General features: G+C 63.3%; 21 protein-coding genes. 10 read left to right on the top strand and 11 right to left on the bottom strand.

The window, feature by feature from the left end; translation table 11 throughout:
• The first annotated feature begins 32 nt into the window (after window positions 1-32).
• Window positions 33-800 (top strand): DUF4124 domain-containing protein, encoded by a 768-nt coding sequence (locus WH303_RS20495; RefSeq protein ID WP_339520807.1) that lies wholly within the window; start codon window positions 33-35, stop codon window positions 798-800.
• A 46-nt stretch (window positions 801-846) separates the two neighbouring features.
• Here the strand turns inward: WH303_RS20495 and WH303_RS20500 are convergent, their stop codons facing one another.
• Complete coding sequence (locus tag WH303_RS20500) at window positions 847-1,839, bottom strand: NAD-dependent epimerase/dehydratase family protein (RefSeq protein ID WP_339520809.1); 993 nt, start codon at window positions 1,837-1,839, stop codon at window positions 847-849.
• A 213-nt stretch (window positions 1,840-2,052) separates the two neighbouring features.
• On the opposite strand from WH303_RS20500, the gene WH303_RS20505 reads away from it, so the two are divergent.
• Both WH303_RS20505 and WH303_RS20510 read left to right on the top strand, forming a co-directional pair.
• Window positions 2,053-3,108, top strand: coding sequence for a CDP-6-deoxy-delta-3,4-glucoseen reductase (locus WH303_RS20505; RefSeq protein WP_339520811.1), 1,056 nt, complete (start codon window positions 2,053-2,055; stop codon window positions 3,106-3,108).
• A gap of 259 nt (window positions 3,109-3,367) precedes the next feature.
• Window positions 3,368-4,339 (top strand): Bug family tripartite tricarboxylate transporter substrate binding protein, encoded by a 972-nt coding sequence (locus tag WH303_RS20510; protein ID WP_339520813.1) that lies wholly within the window; start codon window positions 3,368-3,370, stop codon window positions 4,337-4,339.
• Window positions 4,340-4,437: 98 nt separating this feature from the next.
• On the opposite strand, the gene folK is transcribed toward WH303_RS20510, so the two are convergent.
• From folK to hda, 4 genes are read right to left on the bottom strand one after another with little or no spacing between them, the layout of a single operon-like run.
• A complete protein-coding gene (gene folK, locus WH303_RS20515; protein WP_339520815.1) occupies window positions 4,438-4,989 on the bottom strand; it encodes a 2-amino-4-hydroxy-6-hydroxymethyldihydropteridine diphosphokinase in 552 nt (183 codons plus the stop codon).
• The gene (pcnB, locus tag WH303_RS20520; RefSeq protein ID WP_339520817.1) at window positions 4,979-6,595 is read right to left on the bottom strand and encodes a polynucleotide adenylyltransferase PcnB; all 1,617 of its coding nucleotides are present in this window, start codon (window positions 6,593-6,595) and stop codon (window positions 4,979-4,981) included. Before pcnB ends, folK begins: the two co-directional genes overlap by 11 nt.
• The gene (locus WH303_RS20525) at window positions 6,592-7,290 is read right to left on the bottom strand and encodes an HAD family hydrolase (RefSeq protein ID WP_339520819.1); all 699 of its coding nucleotides are present in this window, start codon (window positions 7,288-7,290) and stop codon (window positions 6,592-6,594) included. The genes pcnB and WH303_RS20525 overlap by 4 nt, the downstream gene beginning before the upstream one ends.
• Window positions 7,291-7,322: 32 nt before the next feature.
• The gene (gene hda, locus WH303_RS20530) at window positions 7,323-8,018 is read right to left on the bottom strand and encodes a DnaA regulatory inactivator Hda (RefSeq protein ID WP_339520821.1); all 696 of its coding nucleotides are present in this window, start codon (window positions 8,016-8,018) and stop codon (window positions 7,323-7,325) included.
• 410 nt (window positions 8,019-8,428) lie between these two features.
• On the opposite strand from hda, the gene purM reads away from it, so the two are divergent.
• On the top strand, window positions 8,429-9,478 hold the full coding sequence (purM, locus tag WH303_RS20535; protein ID WP_021025544.1) for a phosphoribosylformylglycinamidine cyclo-ligase: 1,050 nt from the start codon (window positions 8,429-8,431) through the stop codon (window positions 9,476-9,478).
• A 95-nt stretch (window positions 9,479-9,573) separates the two neighbouring features.
• Window positions 9,574-10,692 carry an AI-2E family transporter gene (locus WH303_RS20540; RefSeq protein WP_084635696.1) on the top strand — a complete coding sequence of 373 codons (1,119 nt, stop codon included), beginning with the start codon at window positions 9,574-9,576 and terminating at the stop codon, window positions 10,690-10,692.
• 322 nt (window positions 10,693-11,014) lie between these two features.
• Here WH303_RS20540 and ppk2 read toward each other — a convergent pair whose 3' ends face one another.
• The 3 genes from ppk2 to murJ all read right to left on the bottom strand — a co-directional run bounded on the left by ppk2 (window position 11,015) and on the right by murJ (window position 14,579).
• Complete coding sequence (ppk2, locus tag WH303_RS20545; RefSeq protein WP_239644888.1) at window positions 11,015-11,887, bottom strand: polyphosphate kinase 2; 873 nt, start codon at window positions 11,885-11,887, stop codon at window positions 11,015-11,017.
• 118 nt (window positions 11,888-12,005) lie between these two features.
• A complete protein-coding gene (locus WH303_RS20550; protein WP_021025541.1) occupies window positions 12,006-12,854 on the bottom strand; it encodes a SirB1 family protein in 849 nt (282 codons plus the stop codon).
• 159 nt (window positions 12,855-13,013) lie between these two features.
• Window positions 13,014-14,579: a murein biosynthesis integral membrane protein MurJ gene (gene murJ, locus WH303_RS20555; protein WP_339520825.1), complete on the bottom strand. Its 1,566-nt coding sequence runs from the start codon at window positions 14,577-14,579 to the stop codon at window positions 13,014-13,016.
• 117 nt (window positions 14,580-14,696) lie between these two features.
• Between murJ and rpsT the strand changes: the two genes are divergently transcribed.
• On the top strand, window positions 14,697-14,993 hold the full coding sequence (gene rpsT, locus WH303_RS20560) for a 30S ribosomal protein S20 (RefSeq protein ID WP_021025539.1): 297 nt from the start codon (window positions 14,697-14,699) through the stop codon (window positions 14,991-14,993).
• A gap of 279 nt (window positions 14,994-15,272) precedes the next feature.
• Here the strand turns inward: rpsT and WH303_RS20565 are convergent, their stop codons facing one another.
• Window positions 15,273-15,644 carry a DUF3579 domain-containing protein gene (locus WH303_RS20565; protein WP_021025538.1) on the bottom strand — a complete coding sequence of 124 codons (372 nt, stop codon included), beginning with the start codon at window positions 15,642-15,644 and terminating at the stop codon, window positions 15,273-15,275.
• A gap of 373 nt (window positions 15,645-16,017) precedes the next feature.
• Here WH303_RS20565 and WH303_RS20570 point away from each other — a divergent pair, with 373 nt between their 5' ends.
• Both WH303_RS20570 and argF read left to right on the top strand, forming a co-directional pair.
• The gene (locus WH303_RS20570; protein ID WP_021025537.1) at window positions 16,018-17,220 is read left to right on the top strand and encodes an aspartate aminotransferase family protein; all 1,203 of its coding nucleotides are present in this window, start codon (window positions 16,018-16,020) and stop codon (window positions 17,218-17,220) included.
• Between the two features lie 17 nt (window positions 17,221-17,237).
• On the top strand, window positions 17,238-18,158 hold the full coding sequence (argF, locus tag WH303_RS20575; protein ID WP_339520827.1) for an ornithine carbamoyltransferase: 921 nt from the start codon (window positions 17,238-17,240) through the stop codon (window positions 18,156-18,158).
• Window positions 18,159-18,276: 118 nt separating this feature from the next.
• Here the strand turns inward: argF and ahpF are convergent, their stop codons facing one another.
• Together ahpF and ahpC are read right to left on the bottom strand one after the other, a co-directional pair.
• On the bottom strand, window positions 18,277-19,848 hold the full coding sequence (gene ahpF / locus WH303_RS20580) for an alkyl hydroperoxide reductase subunit F (protein ID WP_339520829.1): 1,572 nt from the start codon (window positions 19,846-19,848) through the stop codon (window positions 18,277-18,279).
• Between the two features lie 129 nt (window positions 19,849-19,977).
• Entirely contained in the window at window positions 19,978-20,541 is a 564-nt protein-coding gene (ahpC, locus tag WH303_RS20585) for an alkyl hydroperoxide reductase subunit C (RefSeq protein ID WP_021025534.1), read from the bottom strand.
• Between the two features lie 408 nt (window positions 20,542-20,949).
• Here ahpC and bfr point away from each other — a divergent pair, with 408 nt between their 5' ends.
• Both bfr and WH303_RS20595 read left to right on the top strand, forming a co-directional pair.
• Window positions 20,950-21,426, top strand: coding sequence for a bacterioferritin (bfr, locus tag WH303_RS20590; RefSeq protein ID WP_116927314.1), 477 nt, complete (start codon window positions 20,950-20,952; stop codon window positions 21,424-21,426).
• A gap of 372 nt (window positions 21,427-21,798) precedes the next feature.
• Window positions 21,799-23,997, top strand: coding sequence for a TonB-dependent siderophore receptor (locus WH303_RS20595; protein WP_339520833.1), 2,199 nt, complete (start codon window positions 21,799-21,801; stop codon window positions 23,995-23,997).
• Window positions 23,998-24,002: the final 5 nt, after the last annotated feature.

A 24,002-nucleotide genomic window follows, 5' to 3' on the forward strand; every position in this document is an offset into this window, starting at 1 on the left:
ACGCCACCCCAGCAGCCCCAACCATGCGCGCCATGCCACGCTCCCATCTGCCCAGCCTTCGCTATGCTGCGTGGCTGGGCTTGTGCTGCGCTTGCGCACTGTCGGCGCCCATGGCGCAGGCCCAGGTCACCCGCTGCGTGGACCCGGGCAGCGGCAAGGTGACCTATACCGATGGCGCCTGCGCCAGCGGTGCCAGCGCGACCGAGATCGAGCGGCGCAAAACCGACGAGGAACTGGCCCAGGACCGCGCCCGCGAGCAGGAGGCGCTGCAGGCCAAGGCCGAGCGGCGCGAGCAGGAGCTGGCCCAGCGCAGACTGCAGGCCGATGAACGTGCCGAGGATTTGGCGCAACGGGCTGCCAACCGCCCTTCGCGCAGCAACCCCGCACAGTCCGCCGCCTGCCAGCAATCGCGGGAGCGCTACAGCGCTGCCTCCGACGCAGCGGCTGACAAGGCCATGGGCAGCAGTGCGCAGCTCGATGCGGCCAAGCGCCAGATGGAGCTTGACTGCCTGGGCCCCGAGGCCTACAGCCGGCTTGAAGCGAGCCGCCCCGCGCCCAGCGCCGTGCTGCCCGCCGATCCCTACTGGGACCGCTACCCCTATGGCCGCCCGCCGCCCCGCCCTCCGGTGGTGACGCCTCCAGCCCCGGCACCCAGCATCACCCGCTGCGATGTGTTCAAGTGCGTGGATGCCCAGGGCTACTCACACCCCCGGGGCCAGATTGGAGAGACCGTGCGGCCCCCCAGTCCCAGCGCCAACCCGCGCAGCTGCCGCAGCCAAGGCGGCACGGCGCCCTGCTAGCTGCCCTCTGGTAGCGGCCGCAAAAGCGCCCGCATTCTGCCTGTGTTCAGGCGTCTGGGCCTTGAGCTGCGCCAGGCCCCAACAGATACACCGCCGCCTGCAAGCCGTGGTGCACGGTCTGGTAGCGCAGCACCACACCCAACTCATGCCGCATGCGGCTATTGCTCAGGCGCCGCGACTCGCGCATAAAGCTCAACAAGGTGGGGCTCAGCTGCTGCTCGGCCTCGGCCAGGCTGATGCGCGCGGGATGCGGCAGGCGCCACAGATCAGCAGCCAGGTCAAAATAATCGCCCATCGGCATCGCTGAGTCATCGGCCACATTGGTGATGCGCTGGGGCCGGCCCCGCCACAGCGCCCGCTCCACGGCACGCGCCAGGTCATCGGCGTGGATATGGCTGGTGTAGACATCGTCCTCGCGCCGCAGCAGCGGCGTGCCGCGCTGCAGCCGCCCCAGCGGGGTGCCGCCCTCGCGGTCGCCGGCATAGATGCCGGGAATGCGCAGCACATGCACCGCAGCGCCACTGGCCCCAAAGCGCAACGCCCATGCACGCAGCTGGCGCTCGGCATCGACCCGGCGCAGGGCCCGGGCGGTGCTGGCGCGCAGCGGATGGGTCTCTGTCACCCAGGCCCCGTTCCAGTTGCCATAGACACCACTGGTGGAGCCATAGACCAGCTGCGGCGCCAAGCCCGCGCGGCCCACCAGCGCTTGCAGCAGGTGGCGCGTGCGCAGATCGCGCGAAGCTAACGCGGGTGGCGTTCCCGCAGCGGGCTGGGCAGGTGGCGCCAGATGCACCACGCGCTGGGCCAGGCCCGCCAGTCGGCGCAGGCTGCGCGGGTCATCGAGGTTGCCCAGCAAAGGGGTAGCGCCCAAGGCACGCAGACTCTCAAAGCGCTGCGGCGATGAGCTGAGCGCCCGCACCAGCGGGCCGCGTGCCGCCCGTGCATCCTGGCCCGGGCGCTGCCACAGCCGCAGCAGCCGCTGGCCGACATCGCCACAACCCACGATCAACACCCGCTGGCGCCGAAAACGCGCCGGCAAGGCCTGGCCTGCTGCGATGGCGCAGCGCTGTCGGGGCCCGCTTCGCGGGCTTTGGTTTAAAGGCACAATAAGCTTTCGTGGTTCAAATGGGCGGGGGCGCACACTGCAGTCTAGCCTCTCAAGCAGCTTGCAAACGGCTGCCCACCCCCCACCTATGCAAGCCCAGGCGCCGATGAGCGCCATTGTTTTGTGTCGATAAGGAATTTTGGTGCAATGAGTTCTTCGTCCAGCGCGTTTCACATCTCGGTCCTGCCCAGCGGACGCGCCTTTGCCACCCAGGCCTCGGAGGCCATCCTCACGGCTGCGATCCGCAGCGGCGTGGGCCTGCCCTATGGCTGCAAGGATGGCGCCTGCAGCTCCTGCAAATGCAAGAAGCTCAGTGGCACGGTCGTGCATGGTCCGCACAGCGAACGCGCGCTGAGCCCCCAGGAAGAGGCCGACGGCATGATCCTGCCCTGCTGCGCCGTGCCCACCAGTGATGTGGTGATCGAGTCGCGCCATGTCACCGATGAAAGCGCCTTTCCGATCAAGAAAATGCCGGTGCGCGTGCAGACCATCGAGCGCCTCTCGCCCGATGTGGTCAAGCTGCGCCTGCAGCTGCCGGCCGCGGACAGCTTTCGCTACCACGCGGGCCAGTACATCGAGTTTTTGCTCGCAGGCGGCGCGCGCCGCGCGTATTCGATGGCCGTCGCGCCGCACCACCAGGAGACCGCACCCGGCTTGGAGTTGCATATCCGCCACACGCCAGGCGGTCTTTTTACCGACCATGTGTTTGGCGCGATGAAGGAGCGCGAGATCCTGCGCATCGAAGGCCCGTTTGGCAGCTTCTACCTGCACGAGGGCGACAAGCCCATGGTCTTTCTGGCCTCGGGCACCGGCTTTGCGCCGATCAAAGCCCTTGTCGAACATCTGCAGCACCACGACATCCAGCGCCCGGTGGTGGTGTACTGGGGCGGCCGGCGCCCGCAAGACCTGTACATGCACGACTGGATGCTCGCGCGCAGCGCCGAGATGCCCCAGCTGCGCTATGTGCAGGTGGTCTCCAACGCCCTGGCTGAAGACGGCTGGCAAGGCCGCAGCGGCTTTGTGCACCAGGCGGTGCTCGATGATTTTGCCGATCTGTCGGGCCACGAGGTCTATGCCTGCGGCGCGCCGATTGTGGTGGATTCGGCCCGTGCCAGCTTTACCAGCCAGCGCGGCCTGCCCGAAGACGCTTTCTTTGCCGATGCCTTTGTGACCGAAGCGGACAAGCAAAACCAGATCGTCTGAACGGCTTGCGGCCCCCCGGCCCTTGCGTCACAGCAACTACACGGCGCAGCCGCTACACTAGAAAGTTTAGAGCCGCTCACACCGCCTTGGTGCCTGGTGGCCCAGCCTTGTCGCACGTTTGCCGTGCCAGCCGGCTGGGCGCCCAGCCTCCAACGCAAACCTTTGGTTGGCGGGGCCGTGTTGGCAGCTCTCAGGGGGTAGTACCTGCACACCGCAGGCGCTGCGTCGTTATTCACTCTCCTCAAGAAGACACACAAGCATGCAACGCAGAAATATCCTGTTATCCACCGTTCTGGCCATCTCCGCCTTCGCAGCACCGGCCGCATTTGCCGCCGATCCGGTGATCCGCCTGGTGGTGCCCTATGCACCCGGTGGCCCACTGGATGTCACCTCGCGCATTCTGGCCGAACGTGTCCGCGACCAGCTGGGCACGGTGGTGATCGACAACAAGGCAGGCGCTGGCGGCAACATCGGTGCCGACATCGTGGCCAAGGCAGCGCCAGACGGCCTGACCATCGGCCTGTCGGCCACCGCCACGCACGCGGTCAATCCCTGGCTCTACACCAAGATGCCTTTCAACGCAGCGACGGACTTCAGCGCCATCACCCAGATGGTGCGTGTGCCCAACGTGCTGGTGATGAACACCGAGCGTGCCAAGGCACTGCACATCAGCAATGTGCAGGACCTGATCGCCTACGCCAAGAAGAACCCGGGCAAGCTCAATTTCGGCAGCGGCGGCAATGGCAGCTCCGGCCACCTGGCCGGCGAGATGATGAAGCGCCAGGCCGGCATTTTTGCCGTGCACGTGCCCTACCGCGGTGCCAACCCGGCCCAGCTCGCGCTGCTGTCGGGCGAGGTGGATTTCAACATCGACAACCTGGCGGCCGCCTCGGCCAACATCCACAGCGGCAAGCTCACTGCGCTGGCCGTGACCAGCCTGCACGCCAGCCCCATGCTGCCGGGCGTGCCCCCGCTGGCCGACACGCTCAAGGGCTTTGAGATCGACACCTGGTGGGGCCTGGTGGCACCGGCCAACACACCGCCTGATGTGATCAACCGCCTCAACAAGGCCTTCACCGATGCGCTGAAGGACCCCAGCACCAAGACCCGCTTTGCCAGCCTGATGGCCGAGCCCGTGCCGACCACGCCGGCCGAGTTTGACAAGTTCATGGCCTCCGAGCGCAACAAGTACGAATCGGTGGTCAAGCTCTCTGGCGCCAAGGTTGACTAAGCGCCGCGCGGCGCATCCCTAGCGCCCAGCAAAAAGCCCCGCCAGCGAAGCTGCTGCGGGGCTTTGTTCTTGTGGGGTGGACTCTCTTTCCCGCTCGCTCAGCGCCACCATTCCGGCCCCTGGCTGCGCTGCACGCCCTGCGCCAAAAGCGGCTGCAGCTGCGCATCGCTGACCCAGGCTGGCTGCAGCTCTTGCAGCGGCGCCAGCACAAAGGCCCGTTGCCACATGCGCGGATGGGGCAGCTGCAGATCGGGCATCGCGATCAAGGTGTCCATATCCGCATACAGCAGCACATCCAGGTCCAGGGTACGCGGGGCATTGCGGTAGGGGCGCTCGCGGCCAGCGGCCAGCTCCAGCTGCTGGAGCAGCAGCAAAAGCTGGTGCGCTGAAAGCGCTGTGCGCAGCTCTGCGACCGCGTTCAGGTAATCAGGCCCGCTGGAATCCACCGGCCGGCTGGCATAGAGCGACGAGACCGCCTGCACCGCCACGCCCGCGCTGCGGGCCAACTGCTGCAAGGCCTGCGCCATCGCAGCACCCCGGTCGCCCAGGTTCGCGCCCAGGCCGATCCAGGCGCCGAGCGCCTGCCCGGCAGGTGGCGCGGCATCACCGCTAGCCAGGCGCTCGGCCTGGCCCGGCATGTCAGTCACCATGGCCGGCGGCATCGGCGCCGCTACCGCCAGCTGCAGCAGCGCCGGCATCCGCGCCACCGGGTTTGCGGCGGCGGCGGCGGCGCTTCTTGGCTGGCGCATCTGCATGGGCTTCGCTGTCGCCGTCCATGGCCTGCTGGGCCACCTGGTCCAGGCTGGAGTCCTCTTGCGCCTCATGGGCCGCAGCGGGCTTTCGCGGTGCACGCTTGGGCTTGGGCGCGCCAGCCTTGGGCTTGGCGCGCTGCTCTTCGCGCACCTGGGCGATCAGGTCTTCGCGGCGGGCCTCATCGGCCTGCTGGAACTCCTGCCACCAGTTGGCCAGCGCCTCGTCGACCTCGCCAACATCGGCGCGCAAACGCAGAAAGTCAAAACCGGCACGGAAGCGCGCCTGCGCGATCATGCCAAACGGCGTGCTGCCGGTGCGCTTTTCAAAACGCGGTTGCATCACCCAGATCTCGCGCATGTCAGCGGCGAGCTTGCCCCGGCCGGAGACATCGCCAATGCGGTGGTTGAAGACATCGTCGATCGCATCCTGCAGCGCCGGGTGCGGGTGCTCACCCTTGAGCATGCGCTTGTCCCAGCCGGCCTTGACGTCCTGCCACAGCACGCAGGCGAGCAAGAAGCTCGGCGCCACGCTCTTGCCTTCGGCCACGCGGCGGTCGGTGTCCATCAGCGCGGCCTGCACAAAAGGCAGGTCGGCACGGTCCACCACCACATCCAGCAGCGGGTAAATGCCCTTGGCCAGGCCCAGCAGGCGCAGCTGCTCGATCGAGGCCAGCGAATGGCCTGTCTGCAAGAGCTTGAGCATCTCGTCAAACATGCGGCTTTGCGGCACTTCCTGCAGCAGCTGGGCACATTCGACGAGCGGCTTGGCGGTCTTGGGGTCGAGCGTGAAGCCCTTCTTGCTGAGCTTGGCGGCAAAGCGCACCGCACGGATGATGCGCACCGGGTCTTCGCGGTAGCGCGTGGCCGGGTCGCCAATCATCCGCAGCACATGCTTTTGCGAGTCGCGGATGCCCTTGTGGTAGTCCACCACGATCTGCGTCTGCGGGTCGTAGTACATCGCGTTGACGGTGAAGTCGCGGCGCGCTGCATCCTCGTTCTGGGGGCCCCAGACGTTGTCGCGCAGCACGCGGCCGCTTTCGTCAACGGCCAGCTTCATGCCGGCCAGCGCCGCCTTGCTGGTTTTCTCGTTGCCCTGCACCTGTTCGGCCTTGGAGCTGTCCAAAAAGGCGCGGAAGGTGGTCACTTCGATGACCTCGTTCTCGCGGCCACGCCCATAGACCACGTGCACGATGCGAAAACGCCGGCCGATGATGAAGGCGCGGCGAAACAGGCTCTTGACCTGCTCGGGCGTGGCATTGGTGGCCACGTCAAAATCCTTGGGGCGCAGGCCCAGCAGCAGATCGCGCACCGCGCCGCCGACGATATAGGCCTCGAAGCCCGCTTCCTTCAAGGTGCTGCAGACATCCAGCGCCCGGCGGTCCACCAGCTTGGGGTCGATGTTGTGCACATCAACGCCCACTTCCTCGCGCTTGCCAAAGGGGTTCTTGGTCTTGCTGGCGGCCGTCGCCTTGCCCAGCAATTTATCGATGATGGTCTTGATCATGCGTGTGGCTCCAGCAGGTCCAGGATGCGCCAGCCGCGTTCGGTGGCGAGTTGGCGCAGGCGCGCGTCGGGGTTGGTCGCCACGGCAGTATCCACCTTTTCCAGCAGCGGCACGTCGTTCATCGAGTCGCTGTAGAAGATGCTGTCCACGCTGTCCCAGCTCAGGCCGCGCTCGGCCATCCAGGCTTCCATGCGGGTGACCTTGCCGGCGCGCATCGTCGGCACACCGTCGATCTCGCCGGTGATCCAGCCAGAAGCGTCGCGCGCCAGGTTGACGGCCAGCAGGTGGTCCACACCCAAGGCCTTGGCAATCGGGCGGGTCACGAATTCATTGGTGGCGGTGACGATCACGATGGTGTCGCCCGCATCGCGGTGCTGCTGCAGCAGCGCCAGCGCCGCCGGCTGGATATGCGGCGTGATCACTTCCTGCATGAAGGCGCGGTGCGCCTCATCGGCGGCCTCAGGGCCGAGCTTGCGAATGGCCTCGGTGGCAAAACGCACATAGGCATGGATATCGAGCGTGCCTTTTTGGTAATCGGCAAAAAAGGCCGCATTGCGGCTGCCAAACTCCTGCTTGTCGCACCAGCCCTTGCGCAAGGTGAACTCCCCCCATTCGTAATCCGAATCGAGCGGCAGCAAAGTGTGGTCCAGGTCAAAAAGCGCAAGCCTTGTGCTTGTGCCAGCAGAGTTATTCATTCAAAAAATCTCGGTTGTAGCTGCAAGACCATTTACTCCGTCTCCAGCATGTCCTTGAGCAAGGGGATCGTCAGGCCCCGTTTGTTGCGCAAGGCAAAATTGTCCAGGTGGTCCAACAATTGCATCAGGCTGCCCAAATCGCGTGAGAAGCGTTTGAGCATGTAATCCATCACATCGTCGGTCAATACCAGGCCACGTCGTTTGGCTTCATCCTTGAGCACATCCCTGCGCTGCGCTTCACTGAGCAGGTGCAGCTGGTAGATCTCGCCCCAGCCCAGCCGGGTGCGCAAGTCGTCACGCAGTTTCAGGTCGGACGGCGGCACATCGCCAGCGGCCAGCACCCAACGCCGCGCACCGGTGGCCGGGCTGGTGGCGTTGACGAACCAGTTGAAGGCCGCTGCCTGCTGCACCGGGTTGTAGAACTGCACCTCGTCGAGGATCACGGCCGACCAGCGCTCGTTGAAGGCGCTGGGAAAGCGGGTGCTCGCATCGAGCCAGCCCACAGGCGCCCCCTGCTCACGCAAGGCTTCGGCCACTGCACGCAACACATAGGTCTTGCCGCAGCCCATCTCGCCCCAAAGGTAAGTGGGCACGGTCGAGCGCGGCGCGTCCCAGGCCTCATTGACCTGGGTATGCAGATGCGCAAGCGCTGCCTGGTTGGAGCCCGCAAAAAACCGGTTCAGGCTTGGCGCTGGCGCCAAGCCCAGATCCAAAGCCATTTGCTTCATGCGCCAACTCCTATCCGCGCCCGAGCCCGCCGTGCAATACGCACTGCGTTGTGGGTCATCAGATAAAAGGAAATCTCACGCATGGCTGCGTTCAATACAAGAAAGCGTTCAGTCTGGTTGGCGCGATGCGCGCCAACTTGGGGCGCCCCTGCTCGGTCATGCAGTGGCCAGGGCCCTGCATGCAAACCCGTTGATTTTAGTCGGTAGTCACGCTGGTGTGACACAAAAGGCCCCTCTGCCCCATTTATGCATGAAATCGGCCACAAAGCAGGCGGCCGATGCGCGCTCATGCGGTAACAGTGCACACCGGACGGGCATTCTGCCCCCTCGGGTATGGCTTGCGGCATAAAATCGGCGTTTCTGGCCCCCGTTGGGTCAGCTTGTCAGCTTTATTGCCTTTGTAGTCCCTCATGAGCTCTTCCAATTCCTCCACCCCCCTTTCGTACAAAGACGCTGGCGTTGATATTGACGCAGGCGACGCGCTGGTCGAGCGCATCAAGCCCCTGGCCAAGAAAACCATGCGCGAAGGCGTGATGGCGGGTATCGGTGGTTTTGGCGCGCTGTTTGAAGTGCCCAAGCGCTACAAGGAGCCGGTGCTGGTTTCGGGCACCGACGGCGTGGGCACCAAGCTGCGCCTGGCCTTTGAGTGGAATATGCATGACACCGTGGGCATCGACCTGGTGGCCATGAGCGTCAACGACGTGCTGGTGCAAGGCGCCGAGCCCCTGTTCTTCCTCGACTACTTTGCCTGCGGCAAGCTCGATGTGGACACGGCAGCGGCCGTGGTGGGCGGTATCGCCAAGGGCTGCGAGCTGTCGGGCTGCGCACTGATCGGTGGTGAAACCGCCGAGATGCCCGGCATGTACCCGGACGGCGAATACGACCTGGCCGGTTTTGCAGTTGGCGCGGTCGAGAAAAGCAAGATCCTGACCGGCCAGAATGTGCAAGCCGGCGACGTGGTGCTGGGCCTGGCCTCGCATGGCGTGCATTCCAACGGCTTCTCGCTGGTGCGCAAGTGCATCGAGCGCGCACAAAGCCAAGGCGGCCTGCCCGAGACGCTGGACGGCAAACCCTTCAAGAATGCCATCATGGAGCCCACGCGTCTCTACGTGCTCAACGTGCTCAAGGTGCTGGCCTCGCAGCCCATCAAGGCGCTGGCCCACATCACCGGCGGCGGCCTGCTGGAGAACATTCCCCGCGTGCTGCCCGAAGGCCTGGGCGCGCAACTGGTCAAGGGCAGCTGGCCCCAGACCGAGCTGTTTGCCTGGCTGCAAAAGACCGCTGGCATCGATGACATCGAGATGAACCGCACCTTCAACAACGGCATCGGCATGGTGGTGGTGGTTCCCGCAGAGAGCGAGCAGGCCGTCAAGGACGCCTTCTCCGCCCTTGGTGAACAAGTGTGGACGATTGGCAGCATCGGCCCCCGTGGCGCTGAGGCTGCGGTCACGGTGCGCTAAGCTTCCCCGGCAGGGCAGGCGCACCAAGCCGTCTGCCCTGCGCGCAGCAAGGGCCAGATCCTGGCCTTCCGACTCGCTCAGATGGATGGCCAACCATGCAACCGGATTCCGCAAAGCCCCCGTCCAACAGCCCCGCACCCGGCCAGCCGGCCAGCGGCGCTGCGGACCTGCCGCATGTTTGGCGGCCGCCTCCTGCGCATTGGGGCGTCAGGGTGGCCTCCTATGTGCTGATGGCTGCGGCCTTGCTGCTGATCATGCTCAATGGCCTGCTGGTGGGCCTCTTGGCCGCCTGCGCCGGCTACACCTTCACCTTGTTTCTGGTACACAAGATCCGTGAGCTGAGCCGCCTGCCCACCTCGCTGAACACGCCCCCACCGCTGTGGATGGAATACCTGTCCGTCACCATCGTGCTGGTGGTGCCGGTGGTGCTGGTCACGCTGGGCCTGATCCATTCCCAGGGCTATCTGCTCAACGCGCCGCAGCAGTACCGCGAGATGCTGGTCTCGATGGCCAAGACCTTGCTGGACCTGCGCAGCAAGCTGCCGCCCGAGCTGGCCAATGTGCTGCCCGATGGCGCGCAAGACCTGCAGCAGCGGGCTGCCGAATACCTGGGCACCAAGGCGGGTGCCATTGCCAATATGGGCCGGCTCTGGCTCACCGGCCTGCTCTATGTGTTTGTCGGCCTCTTGATTGGCGCGCTGGCCGCCGTGCGCCACAGCCGCCATTCCCACGCTCCCCTGGCCTACCAGCTGCAGCTGCGCGTGCAGCGCTTTGGCGATGCCTTCCGCCAGATTGTCGCAGCCCAGTTCTGGATCGCTCTATTCAACACGGTGCTGACCGCCATCTTCCTGCTGGGCATTCTGCCGCTGATCAATATGCGCCTGCCCTATAGCGGCGCGCTCATCATGCTGACCTTTTTTGGCGGACTGATCCCCATTGTCGGCAACCTCGTCTGCAATGCCGTCATCACCACCGTGGGCCTGTCGGTCTCGCCACTGACCGCCGTCGCCTGTCTGGCCTTCCTGGTGCTGATCCACAAGGCCGAGTACCTGATCAATGCCAAGGTCGTCGGCGCCAAGACACATATGGGCGTCTGGGAGCTGCTATCGGTGATGTTTGTGGCGGAAGCTATTTTTGGCCCCGCAGGGCTGGTGGCGGCGCCGCTCTTTTACGCCTATCTGAAAAAAGAGCTGTTTGCGGCGCGGCTGATCTAACCCCGCCTCTTTGGCACTGCACCTTGAGGCGGGGTGCAGATGCCCATCTCCCCCGCTCTCTTCGCTGCAAGCACCGCGCCCAGCATCTCCAAACCCCCAACGCGCAAGAGATGCTGCTGGACTACCGCATCTCCTCAACACGGCTTCGCTGCCTGCAGGCGCCTTCCAGCCCCAGCTGATCAGCACCCGGATCGGCCGGCTTTCCCTACGGTCATGCCGTCGATGACCGATGGGCGCTCTGCCTGCATCGGCACAACACAGGCGTAAAAAAACCTCAGTGATGAAACCGAGGCTCTTTGTATCAAATGATCCGAAATCTTAATTAATAGACTTCCGGAACATACATGGAAGCGGGCACAGGCAGGCGGCTGTAGTCCGGATGGCGAATCCGGTCGGGCAGCACGACATTCTCATGATCCACATCGGTGTAGGGCACCTGGGCCAGAAAGTGTGCAATGCAGTTGAGGCGTGCCTTTTTCTTGTCATCGGCATGCACCAGCCACCAGGGCGCCTCAGGAATGTGGGTGCGCTCCAGCATCACTTCCTTGGCCTTGGTGTATTCCTCCCAGCGGACGCGGCTTTGCAGGTCCATTGGAGAGAGCTTCCACTGCTTGAGGGGGTCATGGATACGGCCCAAGAAGCGCAGGTGCTGCTCTTCATCACTGATCGAGAACCAGTACTTGACTAGCAAGATCCCCGAGCGCACGAGCATCTTCTCAAACTCGGGCACGGTGCGGAAGAACTCTTCGTACTGGTCATTGGTGCAAAAGCCCATGACCTTTTCGACACCAGCGCGGTTGTACCAGCTGCGGTCAAACAGCACGATCTCGCCAGCGGCGGGCAGGTGTGCCACATAGCGCTGGAAGTACCACTGCGTGCGCTCGCGGTCGTTGGGGGCCGGCAAGGCGGCCACGCGCACCACGCGGGGGTTGAGGCGCTGGGTGATGCGCTTGATCACACCGCCCTTGCCTGCGGCATCGCGCCCCTCGAACAGCACCACCACCTTCTGGCCGGTGTGCTGCACCCAGTCCTGCAGCTTGACCAGTTCACCCTGCAGCCTCAAGAGCTCGCGGAAGTACTGGTAGTCGTGCTCCGTCATCCCTGCGGCGAACGGCGCGCCCAGCATGCCGTCCTCCATCTCGAGCTCCAGAGACTCGTCATAGTCATCCATCACATCACGCGCAATCTTGTGCATGACGTCTTCTGGTGAAATTCCTAATCGATCTTTCATAGTGGCGCATCCCTAGTGCCGCTATCTTGCCGAAGTTGTGTGACGACAGAATGACAAGAAAATGTCAAAACAACGTCAAACGTTACATTCGTTGCAAATCTAACAAAGCCGCACGAATAGTGGCCGCATCCTCTGGATTGCCGGTCTGGTTGAGGTAGGTTTGCAGATCTTCCCGGGCCCGGTCGTGCACGCCCAGCTCTGCATAAGCCAGGCCCCGGTCGCGCAGCTCCGTCCATTCGCTGGGCAGCAGCACCAGCAGCCGGTTTTGCACCTCAATGAGCTTGCCCCAGTTCTTGTCGCTGCGGTAGACCTCCTTGAGGTTGGAGAGCATGCGCGCAATGATGTCGCGTGGCGTTGCGGCCTGCAGGTACAGGCCCAGCGGCACATCGTCTTCATCGACGCGGTGAAACGCCTTTTGCATGGGCTCGAGCATCTCGGCGAGCATATTGCTGGAAAACGACTGGCCCGACAGCGGATCGAGCACGATCTGCCCTTCTGCCACGCTCACCTTGAGCAGAAAATGGCCGGGAAAGCAGATGCCATGCGCGGGCAGCTGCAAAGCCGTAGCCAGCTCCAGCCAGATGACCGCCAGCGACACGGGAATGCCGCGCCGGCGGTGCAGCACGGCATTGAGGCAGCTGTTGTCGAGCGCATAGAAGTCATTGGGGTTGCCCTGGAAACCCCACTCGGCATAAAAACGGTGGTTGAGTGCCTTGAGCCGCGTCAGCGCACTGCGGCTGCTGGCATCGCGGCTCTCCATCAGCTGGCCCAGCAGCTGGTCGACCTCGTTCAGGACCTGCTGGGTGTCCAACTGCGGGTACTCGATGCAGGCCACGGCAGCGGCGGCTTCGAGCAGCGGAAAACCATCGTCACTGCTGACCAGCGATTCAAAATGCTCCAACGGTGTGGGGATAGAAAAGCGGAAGTCCATACACATCCCAACTGCAGCGCCTTCGCATACATCGCTGGCACCTTGGGGCGCTGCCAGTGCCATGACGCCATGTATACCACCAGATGGGCTGGCCTGCAGGGTCTGCGCGATGGAAATCACGCAAAAACCGCATATTCCCTAATAGAGGGAACTATTCTGTCAGCGGCGCAACATTGCGCGCAGCTTCATGCCGGACAAGGCCAGCACACCAAAATACAGCAGCGCCGCCCCCGCCATCCACAGCGCCAGCAGACCCACGCGCTCCAGGCGGTGCGCGCCCAGCGCGACCCAATCGGTCATCTGCGCGCCCCAGGCCAGAAAGATGCCCAGCAGCGCAACGGCCAGCGATACCCGGGCCAGAAAGATCCACCAGCCCGGCTTGGGCTTGAAGCTGCCGCGCCGGATCAAGCCCACCAGCAGCCACAGCGCATTGATGACCGCACCCAGGCCGATCGACAAGGCCAGACCGGTATGGGCCATCGTGGGCACCAGCACCAGGTTCAACAGCTGCGTCAGCACCAGCACACAGATGGCAATCTTCACCGGCGTACGGATGTCCTGGCTGGCATAGAAGCCCGGCGCCAGCACCTTGATGGCGACCATGGCCAGCAGGCCCACGCCATAGCCTTGCAGCGCCAGCGCAATCTGGCCCACATCCGAGCCCTTGAGCGCGCCGTAGTGGAACAGCACGGCCACCAAGGGCTTGGCAAACAGCAGCAGGCCCGCCGCACAAGGGGCGGCCAGCAACACCACAATGCGCAGGCCCCAGTCGAGCATGGCGCCATAGCGCTCATCATCACCGGCCGCCTTGGCCGACGACAGCTGCGGCGTCAGCACCACGCCCAGCGCCACGCCCAGCAAGGCGGTGGGGAACTCCATCAGACGGTCGGCATAGAACAGCCAGGTCACGCTGCCCGGTGCCAGGTAAGAGGCGATCTGGGTGTTGATCATCAGCGAGATCTGGGCCACGCCCACGCCCAGCAGGGCGGGCGCCATCAGCGACAGGATACGGCGCACGCCGGCATCGGCCCAGGCCTGCCTGATGACCGAGGGCCGGCAGGAGATACGCGGCAGCATGCCGATGCGGCGCAGCGCCGGAAACTGCACGACCAGCTGCAGCACGCCGCCGGCCATCACGCCAACAGCCATGCCATAGATGGGCTCCAGGCCATGGCTGCGCATCCAGGGCGTCAGCGCCAAGGCCGCCACAATCATGCTGACATTGAGCAGCACCGGCGTGAAGGCCGGCACGATAAAGCGCTTCCAGGTATTGAGCACGCCCGCAGCCAGCGCCACCAGCGACATAAAGCCGATATACGGGAACATCCAGCGCGTCATCAGCACCGCTGCGTCATAGCTGTGCGGGTTCTGGCGCAGGCCACTGGCCAGCAGCCAGACCAGCGCGGGCGCCGCGACCACACCCAGCACGCAGGTCAGCGCCAGAATCCAGAACAGCACCGTGGCCACGCTGTGCACCAAGTCACGTGTGCGCTCCTCGCCTTCCTTGGTCAAGGTGGTGGCCAGCACCGGCACAAAGGCCTGGCTGAAGGCCCCTTCTGCAAACAGGCGCCTGAACAGGTTGGGAATGCGAAAGGCAACGTTGAACGCGTCGGTCAGTGCGCTGGCACCAAACATGGTGGCCATCAGCAGATCGCGGGCAAGCCCTGTGATACGCGAGAGCAGCGTAAACAGGGAGACGGTGGAGGCAGCTTTGAACAGTGACACCCGGGCAGTGTAGCCGCGCCGCTGGCGGGAAATTGCCGGTTATCTGGATTTCTGAGTAAACAGCGGCTATAATGCCCGATTCACTGAAAACATCCGCAGACTCAAAGGACACTCATCATGGCATCTAAGCCAGTCAAAAAGAACCCCCGTTTGGCATCCGGCCGTAAGCGCGCCCGCCAAACCATCAAGCTGAACGCCGCCAACACCTCGCTGCGTTCCAAGTACCGTACCGCTATCAAGAACGTGGAAAAGGCTGTTGCCGCTGGCGACAAGACCAAGGCCACCGAACTGTTTGCCAAGGCGCAATCCGTGCTGGACACGATTGCCGACAAGGGCATCTTCCACAAGAACAAGGCTGCTCGCGATAAGAGCCGCATTGCTGCCAAGGTCAAGGCCCTGGCACTGGCCGCCTAAGCCCATTAGGCAATCGCACGGGCAGGATCCCCTGCCCGCCGTTTGTAACGGGTGCGCTCTCAGTGAACTAAAAAGCCGTCGCAAGACGGCTTTTTTCGTTGTGTGGGCCGTTTTTTTGCAGCGCCGAGCAAGAAGCTCCAACCTGCAGCCAGCCAAGTCCAGCCCAGCAGGCTAGGCGCCCCGCCCATGCATCTAGGCCATGGGGCAGCCGATGCACCGCCGGCACCAACACCGCACCAAGCCATGCCAAATACCGGCTCGCAAAAAAGGCCTGAAAACTCAGGCCTTGGTGGTGGTGTTGCCGGTGCTGCCAGCCGGACTGGCGGGGCCGCCAGGGTTGCCTGGCGCCTCCGGAATCAGGCAGGCGTCGGTGGTCTGCAGGCCATTGTCGCGCGCAAAGTTCATCACAAAGTCCCAAGCCATCGGCTCGTGCACCTGCAACTCCCGCTTGACGATTACGCATTTGGCGCCGTTCATCGTCGTGGGAACGCACCAGGGCGAATAGCCCAGATGGCCACCACGGCGCATGCCGCCGGGACGAAACTGGCTCATCACCCCCGCCAGACGCTCCGCCCAGTCACTGGGGCGAAAGGTCTTGCCATTCTGGGTCAGGCCCAGAATGAAAACTTCTTGAGATGTGGGAGAAACCATGGGATGGAAGCCTCTGATAGACGCCTGAGCACAGGATCACTGCCTCAGGCCAAACCCGTATTTTAACTCTTATATAAGAGATACGCACGCGCAAGGCATAAGTTCAAAACATCATCAAATGCAAGAAGTGCATAACTTTGCGCAGCAGGCCAGGGCCGCCGCAGCGGATATGCCCAGGCCTTGGCGCTGCGTAGTCTAGCTTGCGAGGATTGGGCCTCGCCGGCACTCTGGCTCCACTGCGATTCTGTGATGCGCATTCTTCACTAGTCTGTCGCTACGCAGCCCCTAGAATGGGACTTCCGCTGGTGCCATGCCATAGGGGCCTGGGCCATGGCGGATTTTTTGATTCTGTTTCTTTTTTCCGGAGATTTCCATGCAAGACACCGTCAAGCCTTCTGAGCCCCATGTGATGACTACCTATGGCCGCGTGCCGGTCGCACTGGAGCGAGGCCAGGGCGTGCGTGTCTGGGATGTGAACGGCAAGGAGTACCTCGATGCGCTGGGCGGTATCGCCGTCAACACGCTGGGCCACAACCACGCCAAGCTGGTCGCTGCGCTGCACGACCAGATGACCAAGCTGATCCACACCAGCAACTACTACTATGTGCCCGGCCAGGAAAAGCTGGCGGCCCTGCTGGTCGAGCGCTCGAAGATGACCAATGTCTTCTTCTGCTCCACCGGCCTGGAAGCGAACGAGGCATCGATCAAGATCGCGCGCAAGTACGGCGTGGACAAGGGCATCGAAAAGCCGGTGATCGTCGTGTTCGACCATGCCTTCCATGGCCGCTCGATCGCCACGATGAGCGCCACCGCCAACCCCAAGGTGCGCAACGGCTTTGGCCCGCTGCTCGACGGCTTTCTGCGCGTGCCGGCCAATGACTTCGTCGCGCTGCAGGAAGCGACCGAAGGCAACCCCAATATCGTTGGCGTGATGATGGAGCCCATCCAGGGCGAAGGCGGCCTGCACCCGATGCGCGCCGACTTCATGAAGCAGGTGCGTGAGCTCTGCGACGCCAAGGACTGGCTGTTCATCGTCGACGAAATCCAGGCTGGCATGGGCCGCACTGGCAAGTGGTTTGCCCACCAATGGGCCGGCATCGTGCCCGATGTGATGTCGCTGGCCAAGGGCCTGGGCTCGGGCGTGCCCGTCGGTGCGGTCGTCGCCGGCCCCAAGGCCGCCAAGGTGCTGCAACCGGGCAACCATGGCACCACCTTTGGCGGCAACCCGCTGGCCATGCGTGCCGGTGTGGAAACCATTGCCATCATGGAAGAAGAAGGCCTGCTGGCCAATGCCACCAAGGTGGGTGACTACCTGCAGGCGGCGCTGAACCAGGCGCTGGCGGGCACGCCCGGCTTTGTCGAAGTGCGCGGCCAGGGCCTGATGATCGGCGTGGAGCTGAACAAGCCTTGCGGCGAGCTGATCACGCGCGGCGTGCAAGAAGCCGGCCTGCTGTTTAGCGTCACCGCCGACACCGTGATCCGTATCGTGCCGCCGCTGATCCTGACCGAAGCCGAGGCCGATGAGATCGTCGCCAAGCTCGTGCCGCTGGTCAAATCCTTCCTGGCGGGCCAATAAGGCCAGAAAAGAACGCAATGAAACACTATCTGCAATTTCAGGACTTCACGGCTGACGAATACGAATACCTGCTCAAGCGCGCGGCGCTGATCAAGCAGAAGTTCAAGGGCTATGTGACCCACCACACCCTGGCTGACCGCACCTTGGCGATGATCTTCGAGAAGGCCAGCACCCGCACCCGTGTGAGCTTTGAAGCCGGCATGTACCAGCTGGGCGGCTCGGTGGTCCACCTGACCACCGGCGACAGCCAGTTGGGCCGCGCCGAGCCCATCGAGGACAGCGCGCGCGTGATCAGCCGCATGACCGATCTGGTGATGATCCGCACCTTCGGCCAGGACAAGATCGAGCGCTTTGCGTCGCACTCGCGCGTGCCGGTCATCAATGGCCTGACCAACGAGTTCCACCCCTGCCAGATCCTGGCTGACATCTTCACCTTCATCGAGCACCGTGGCTCGATCCAGGGCAAGACGGTCGCCTGGGTGGGTGACGGCAACAACATGGCCAACACCTGGCTGCAGGCGGCCAACCTGCTGGGCTTCAAGGTCCATGTCAGCACGCCCAGCGGCTACGGCATCGACGAGCAACTGGCCTTCAGCGGCCGCGCCTACGACAAGGGCTGCTACCAGCTGTTCAGCGATCCGCATGAGGCCTGCAAGGGCGCGGACCTGGTCACCACCGATGTCTGGACCAGCATGGGCTATGAAGAGGAAAACGAAAAGCGCAAGAAGGCCTTTGCCGACTGGTGCGTGGACCTCGACATGATGGCCGTGGCCAAGAAGGACGCCCTCTTCATGCACTGCCTGCCCGCCCACCGCGGCGAAGAGGTGCAGGCCGAGGTCATCGACGGCCCGCAGTCGGTCGTCTGGGACGAAGCCGAAAACCGCATGCATGTGCAAAAGGCCTTGATGGAGTACCTCCTCATCGGCAAGCAAGGCTAAATAGCTGCCACCGCCAGCCCTGCCTGGGCTGGCTGAGCCACCCCGGCCCGTCCAGATGCAGCAATGCCCCGAACCTTGCGGTATCGGGGCATTGTTATTTCAGCGCTGATCCGGCAGATCAGGCAGCCGGAGCCGTGGTGCGGATCAAGTGGTCAAACGCGCTCAGCGCAGCAGTCGCACCGGCACCTGCGGCGATGACGATCTGCTTGTAGGGCACATTGGTGCAGTCACCAGCGGCAAACACGCCGGGCAGGTTGGTGTGGCCCTTGGCGTCGATCTCGATCTCGCCAAACGGCGTCAGCTGCACGGTGCCCTTGAGCCAGCCGGTGTTGGGCAGCAGGCCGATCTGCACAAAGATGCCTTCGAGCGCCACGGTCTTGGTCTCGTCGTTCGTGCGGTCCTTGTAGGTCAGGCCCGTCACCTTCTTGCCGTCACCGTTCACTTCGGTGGTCTGCGCATTCAGGATGACCGTCACGTTCGGCAGGCTGCGCAGCTTGCGCTGCAGCACGGCATCGGCCTTCAGCTCGGCGGCAAACTCCAGCAAGGTCACATGCTTGACCACGCCAGCCAGGTCAATGGCCGCCTCGACACCCGAGTTGCCACCACCGATCACCGCGACGGGCTTGCCCTTGAAGAGCGGGCCGTCGCAGTGCGGGCAGTAGGTCACGCCCTTGGTGCGGTAGGTATCCTCACCGGGCACATTCATGTTGCGCCAGCGCGCGCCGGTCGACAGGATCACCGTGCGGGCCTTGAGCTTGGCACCCGATTCAGTCTCGATCTCGATCAGGCCACCCTCCTGCGCTGCGGGCGTCAGGGCCTTGGCGGTCTGCAGGTTCATGATGTCGACCTCGTAGTCGCGGATATGGCTCTCCATCGCGGCCGCAAACTTGGGGCCATCGGTCTTGCTCACGGAGATAAAGTTCTCGATATCCACGGTGTCGAGCACCTGGCCACCCAGGCGTTCGGCCGCAATGCCGGTGCGGATACCCTTGCGTGCCGCATAGATCGCAGCGGCCGCGCCTGCGGGGCCACCGCCGACGATCAGCACATCAAAGGCGTCCTTGCCCGAAATCTTTTGCGCTTCGCGCGCTGCAGCGCCGGTATCGACCTTGGCAACGATCTCGGCGAGCTCCATGCGGCCCTGGCCAAAACGCTGGCCGTTGACGAACACGGTGGGCACGCCCATGATTTCGCGCTCTTGCACTTCCTTCTGGAACAGGCCGCCATCGATCGCAGTGTGCGTGATCTTGGGGTTGAGCACGGACATCAGGTTCAGCGCCTGCACGACGTCCGGGCAGTTGTGGCAGGACAGCGAGTAAAAGGTCTCGAAGTGCAGCGGCGTGTCGATGTTCTTGACCTGCTCGAGCAGCTCAGCGGACTCCTTGGAGGGGTGGCCGCCCACTTGCAGCAGCGCCAGCACCAGCGAGGTGAATTCGTGACCCAGAGGCACACCGGCGAAACGCACGCCGACATCGGTGCCCGGGTTGGTGATCAGGAAAGACGGCTTGCGCACATCGGCCGCATTGTCTTCGACCACCGTGATCTTGTCGTTCAGTTCTTTGATATCGGCCAGCAGCTGGCGCACTTCCTTCGACTTGTCACCGTCATCCAGGGTCGCCACCAGCTCGACGGGCTTGGTCAAGCGCTCCAGGTAGGCTTTCAGTTGGGCTTTCATGGTGTTGTCGAGCATGGGACTTCCTTCAAACTTCTCGTGCCCCGCCAGGGGGCGATGCAGCACTTTTCAAAAAAACAAAGCCCGGGCGCCAGGCACCCGGGCGTCTACTACGTTGGAATTGCAGCAGTAAGTAAAGGCTTAGGCTTAGATCTTGCCGACCAGGTCCAGCGAAGGAGCCAGGGTCTTTTCGCCTTCTTGCCACTTGGCTGGGCAGACTTCACCGGGGTGCGAAGCCACGTACTGGGCCGCCTTGATCTTGCGCAGCAGGTCTTCTGCATTGCGGCCGATGCCTTCAGCGGTGATTTCCATGGCCTGGATCACGCCTTCTGGATCGACGATGAAGGTGGCACGGTCTGCCAGGCCTTGGCCTTCGCGCAGGCAGTCAAAGTTCTGGCTGATTTGCCAGGTTGGGTCACCCAGCATCGTGTACTTGATCTTGGCGATGGTGTCCGAGGTGTCGTGCCATGCCTTGTGCACGAAATGGGTGTCGGTCGAGACGGAATAGACTTCCACGCCCAGCTTTTGCAGTTCAGCGTAGTGGTCAGCCACGTCGCCCAGTTCGGTGGGGCACACGAAGGTGAAGTCCGCAGGGTAGAAGAAGAACACAGCCCACTTGCCCAGGACGTCTTTTTCGGTCACTTCGATGAACTTGCCATCCTTGAATGCTTGCGTCGCGAAAGGCTTGATCTTGCTGTTGAGTACGGACATGGTGGTTTCCTTCTGTTGAGTAAAAACGATTGACAGGAGTCAGTATAAAAAGATCTTACTAATTGATCAATTCAATTAATATAATCATTTCAATTTAAACAAACTATTATTTAAATCCTGACCCAAGGCAGATGGCTATATGCGGGCAGCGGCCTGTTTTGCAAGCCTGCACCGCTAAGCGCGCCTTGCTCACTGCAACTTAGCACAGCGCCATGACAGCGCAGTTGCGCTGCAGCAAGCCGCATCATGCAAGCAAGCTGCGGGCTGCGTCAAATGAGAACACGACTCAGCCTTACACGCAGCCAGAGCAAAAGCACGGGGGATAAGCGCTGCTCGGTTTGGTTGCTTGACCTTTCGCAAGGACAATAGCCCCAATACCCGTCATTCACACAAGAGAAGGAGCCCACCATGAAAGGCGATCCCAAGGCCATCGGTTTTCTGCAAGCGCAGCTGAAAAACGAACTCACCGCCATCAACCAGTACTTTCTGCATTACCGCATGTACAAGCACTGGGGTCTGGACAAGCTGGCCAAGAAGGAATACGAGGAATCCATTGGCGAGATGAAGCATGCCGACTGGCTGATGGACCGCATCTTCATGCTCGACGGCCTGCCCAACCTGCAGGACCTGGGCAAGCTGCAGATCGGTGAAGACGTGCCAGAAGCGCTGGCCTGTGACCTGCGTCTGGAGCAAGCCGCGCAAGCCACCATCAAGGACGGCATTGCCCACTGCGAAAGCGTGCGTGACTATGTCTCGCGCGACTTGCTGCAAAAGATCCTGGACGACACCGAAGAGCACATCGATTTTCTCGAGACCCAGCTGGACCTGATCGACAAGGTCGGCATCCAGAACTACCTGCAGTCCATCATGGGCGAGGTCGAATAAGCTGCGCCTCCAGCAACACCACGCAAAAAGGACCTTCGGGTCCTTTTTTGTTGTATCTGTCGCACAAACCTGCTTGCATTGATGGTTAAACAATAATCATTCGCGACTTCTATTACACTGCGCCTTCATCTTTCTTCGCACGCCAGCATCGTTTGTTTACCGATGTCAGCCAGCGCACCGGGTCCGCCCTCACTGCCATGCTGCGTGCACGACTATCCCTTCGCCTTGCGGTCCACAGGCCGCAGCTGGGCGCTCGGATGCCAGCACCTGCATCCACAGCGCAGCCCCCTGCATGGCAGTGGTCAGGCCCGGTAATGCTCAAGCGCTGCACCTTTCAGCGCGCCGTTTTTCCGCGTTCAACACCCGACCACCATGTCTGACACCCTGATCCCCGCAGCCGCGCCGCGTGCGCTGCACTCCGCTTTGCACACGGCCTTGTGGGCTGCCCTGGCCTGCTGGGGTGGCAACGCATTGGCACAAAGCACGCAATCGGTAACTGTTGCGCCGGCAGAAACCACACTCGCCCCCATCACCGTGCAGGGCGAGAGCCAAGCCGAGACGGCCACCGGCCCGGTCAAAGGTTTTGTCGCCAAACGCGCCATCTCGGCCACCAAGACCGACACGCCGCTGATCGAGACGCCACAAGCGATCAGCGTGGTGACGCGCGACCAGTTTGAAGCCCAGGGCGTGACGACCCTGCGCGAGACCACACGCTATGCAGCGGGCATCAACTCCAGCTATTTCGACAACCGGGTCGACAGCTTCAAGGCGCGCGGCGGCGATGTCAGCCAGTACCAGGATGGCCTGCTGCGCACCTATGGCACCTACAACAACATCAAGGTCGAGCCCTATACCTTGGAGCGGGTCGAGTTTCTGCGCGGCCCCTCGTCGGTGCTCTACGGCCAGGGCAGTGTGGGCGGCGTGCTCAACCTGACCAGCAAACGCCCGGTGGACCAGCCCCAGCGCGAGCTGCAGGTTCAGCTGGGCAGCCACAGCCGCAAGCAGATTGCCAGCGACATCACCGGCCCCATCGACGAAGACGGCCGCTGGCTCTACCGCCTGGTGGCAGTGGGCCGTGACAGCAACACCCAGGTCGACCATGTCAAGGACGACCGCCTGGTCATTGCGCCCTCGCTCACCTTCAAGCCCTTTGCCGGCACCTCGCTGACCTTGCAGGCCATGTACCACAAGGACAAGAGCGGCTCGATCACCCAGTTCTTCCCCTGGCAGGGCACGCGCCTACCCAGCCCCTATGGCCAGATTCCGACCAACACCTTCATCAGCGAGCCGAACTTTGACAAGTACGACTCCGAGAACAAGTCCTTTGGCTATCTGTTCAGCCACCAGCTGAACGACAGCTGGACCCTGCGCCAGAACCTGCGCCGCACCACCAGCGAGGTGGACTACCGCACGCTCTACACCAGCTTTGCCGCCAACGCAGCTGCTGGCCGCCCTGCCCGGCCGGTGTTCGATGCCGATGGCCGCACCGTGCAGCGCGATGCTGTCTGGCAGGTCAATGGCGGCCGCATGCTGCTGGTCGATACCCAGCTCGAAGGCAAGCTGCAGACCGGCGAAGTGCAGCACACGGTGCTCGCTGGCATGGACTGGCAGCGCAACACCACCAGCCAGGCGAGCTGGCGCGCGCTGGGCACGCCGCTCGATGTCTACAACCCCGTCTATGGCTCGTTCACGCCGCCCACGGCCTCACAATTGGTGCAGGCGCCCAACGTGTCGCAGCGCCAGCTGGGCTTTTACTTGCAGGACCAGGTGCGCTGGGGCGACTGGAGCGCCACGGCCGGCCTGCGCCGCGACCATGCCAAGACCGAGACCGAAGGGCGGCCCGCAGCCGCTGCCGACGATTCGGCCTGGACCAAGCGCGTCGGTCTGACCTACCAGGCCGGCGGCGGCTGGGCGCCTTACATCAGCTACACCGAGTCCTTCCAGCCGCTGGGCGGCGTGGACTTTTACGGCACGCCCTACAAGCCCCAGCGCGGCAAGCAGGTCGAAGCCGGTGTGAAGTGGATTCCCGAGGGCCGGGGCATCTCCGGCTATGCCGCCGTCTACAGCCTGCGCGAGCAAAACCGCAAGACCAATGACCCGGCCAACCCGCTCAACAGCCTGCAGCTGGGCGAGGTCAAGACCCAGGGCTTTGAAGCCGAGATGACCGCCAGTCTGGCCAAGCGCTGGGACTGGACCGTCGCCTATGCCTATACCGACGCCAAGATCAGCCGCAGCAATGCGGGCGACCAGGGCCAGCGCGTGGCCGCCGTCTCGCGCCACATGGCATCGAGCTGGCTGACACACCGCTTTGCCAGCCAGGGGCGCGGCGGCTGGAGCGTGGGTGCGGGCATGCGCTACACCGGCTCGCAGTGGTCGGGCACCAGCGCCATCGACACGCCCTCCTCGCTGCTGACCGATGCGATGGTGGCCTATGACAGCGGCGACTGGCGCCTGGCCTTCCATGCCAACAACCTGACCGACAAGGTCGTGATCACGCAGTGCCTCTCACGCGGCGACTGCTTCTACGGCGAGCGCCGCAACTTTCTGCTGACCGCGACTTACCGCTACTGATCGCC

It is taken from the genome of Comamonas sp. MYb69, assembly GCF_037479315.1.
In the GTDB taxonomy this organism is placed as follows: domain Bacteria; phylum Pseudomonadota; class Gammaproteobacteria; order Burkholderiales; family Burkholderiaceae_C; genus Comamonas.

Excerpts from the sequence above, each read along its gene's own strand:
- WH303_RS20495 (WP_339520807.1), top strand. The coding sequence starts at position 33 with ATGCCACGCTCCCATCTGCCCAGCCTTCGCTATGCTGCGTGGCTGGGC.
- WH303_RS20505 (WP_339520811.1), top strand. The coding sequence starts at position 2,053 with ATGAGTTCTTCGTCCAGCGCGTTTCACATCTCGGTCCTGCCCAGCGGA.
- WH303_RS20510 (WP_339520813.1), top strand. The coding sequence starts at position 3,368 with ATGCAACGCAGAAATATCCTGTTATCCACCGTTCTGGCCATCTCCGCC.
- folK (WP_339520815.1), bottom strand. The coding sequence starts at position 4,989 with ATGGTGACTGACATGCCGGGCCAGGCCGAGCGCCTGGCTAGCGGTGAT.
- pcnB (WP_339520817.1), bottom strand. The coding sequence starts at position 6,595 with ATGATCAAGACCATCATCGATAAATTGCTGGGCAAGGCGACGGCCGCC.
- WH303_RS20525 (WP_339520819.1), bottom strand. The coding sequence starts at position 7,290 with ATGAATAACTCTGCTGGCACAAGCACAAGGCTTGCGCTTTTTGACCTG.
- hda (WP_339520821.1), bottom strand. The coding sequence starts at position 8,018 with ATGAAGCAAATGGCTTTGGATCTGGGCTTGGCGCCAGCGCCAAGCCTG.
- purM (WP_021025544.1), top strand. The coding sequence starts at position 8,429 with ATGAGCTCTTCCAATTCCTCCACCCCCCTTTCGTACAAAGACGCTGGC.
- WH303_RS20540 (WP_084635696.1), top strand. The coding sequence starts at position 9,574 with ATGCAACCGGATTCCGCAAAGCCCCCGTCCAACAGCCCCGCACCCGGC.
- ppk2 (WP_239644888.1), bottom strand. The coding sequence starts at position 11,887 with ATGCACAAGATTGCGCGTGATGTGATGGATGACTATGACGAGTCTCTG.
- WH303_RS20550 (WP_021025541.1), bottom strand. The coding sequence starts at position 12,854 with ATGGACTTCCGCTTTTCTATCCCCACACCGTTGGAGCATTTTGAATCG.
- rpsT (WP_021025539.1), top strand. The coding sequence starts at position 14,697 with ATGGCATCTAAGCCAGTCAAAAAGAACCCCCGTTTGGCATCCGGCCGT.
- WH303_RS20565 (WP_021025538.1), bottom strand. The coding sequence starts at position 15,644 with ATGGTTTCTCCCACATCTCAAGAAGTTTTCATTCTGGGCCTGACCCAG.
- WH303_RS20570 (WP_021025537.1), top strand. The coding sequence starts at position 16,018 with ATGCAAGACACCGTCAAGCCTTCTGAGCCCCATGTGATGACTACCTAT.
- argF (WP_339520827.1), top strand. The coding sequence starts at position 17,238 with ATGAAACACTATCTGCAATTTCAGGACTTCACGGCTGACGAATACGAA.
- ahpF (WP_339520829.1), bottom strand. The coding sequence starts at position 19,848 with ATGCTCGACAACACCATGAAAGCCCAACTGAAAGCCTACCTGGAGCGC.
- ahpC (WP_021025534.1), bottom strand. The coding sequence starts at position 20,541 with ATGTCCGTACTCAACAGCAAGATCAAGCCTTTCGCGACGCAAGCATTC.
- bfr (WP_116927314.1), top strand. The coding sequence starts at position 20,950 with ATGAAAGGCGATCCCAAGGCCATCGGTTTTCTGCAAGCGCAGCTGAAA.
- WH303_RS20595 (WP_339520833.1), top strand. The coding sequence starts at position 21,799 with ATGTCTGACACCCTGATCCCCGCAGCCGCGCCGCGTGCGCTGCACTCC.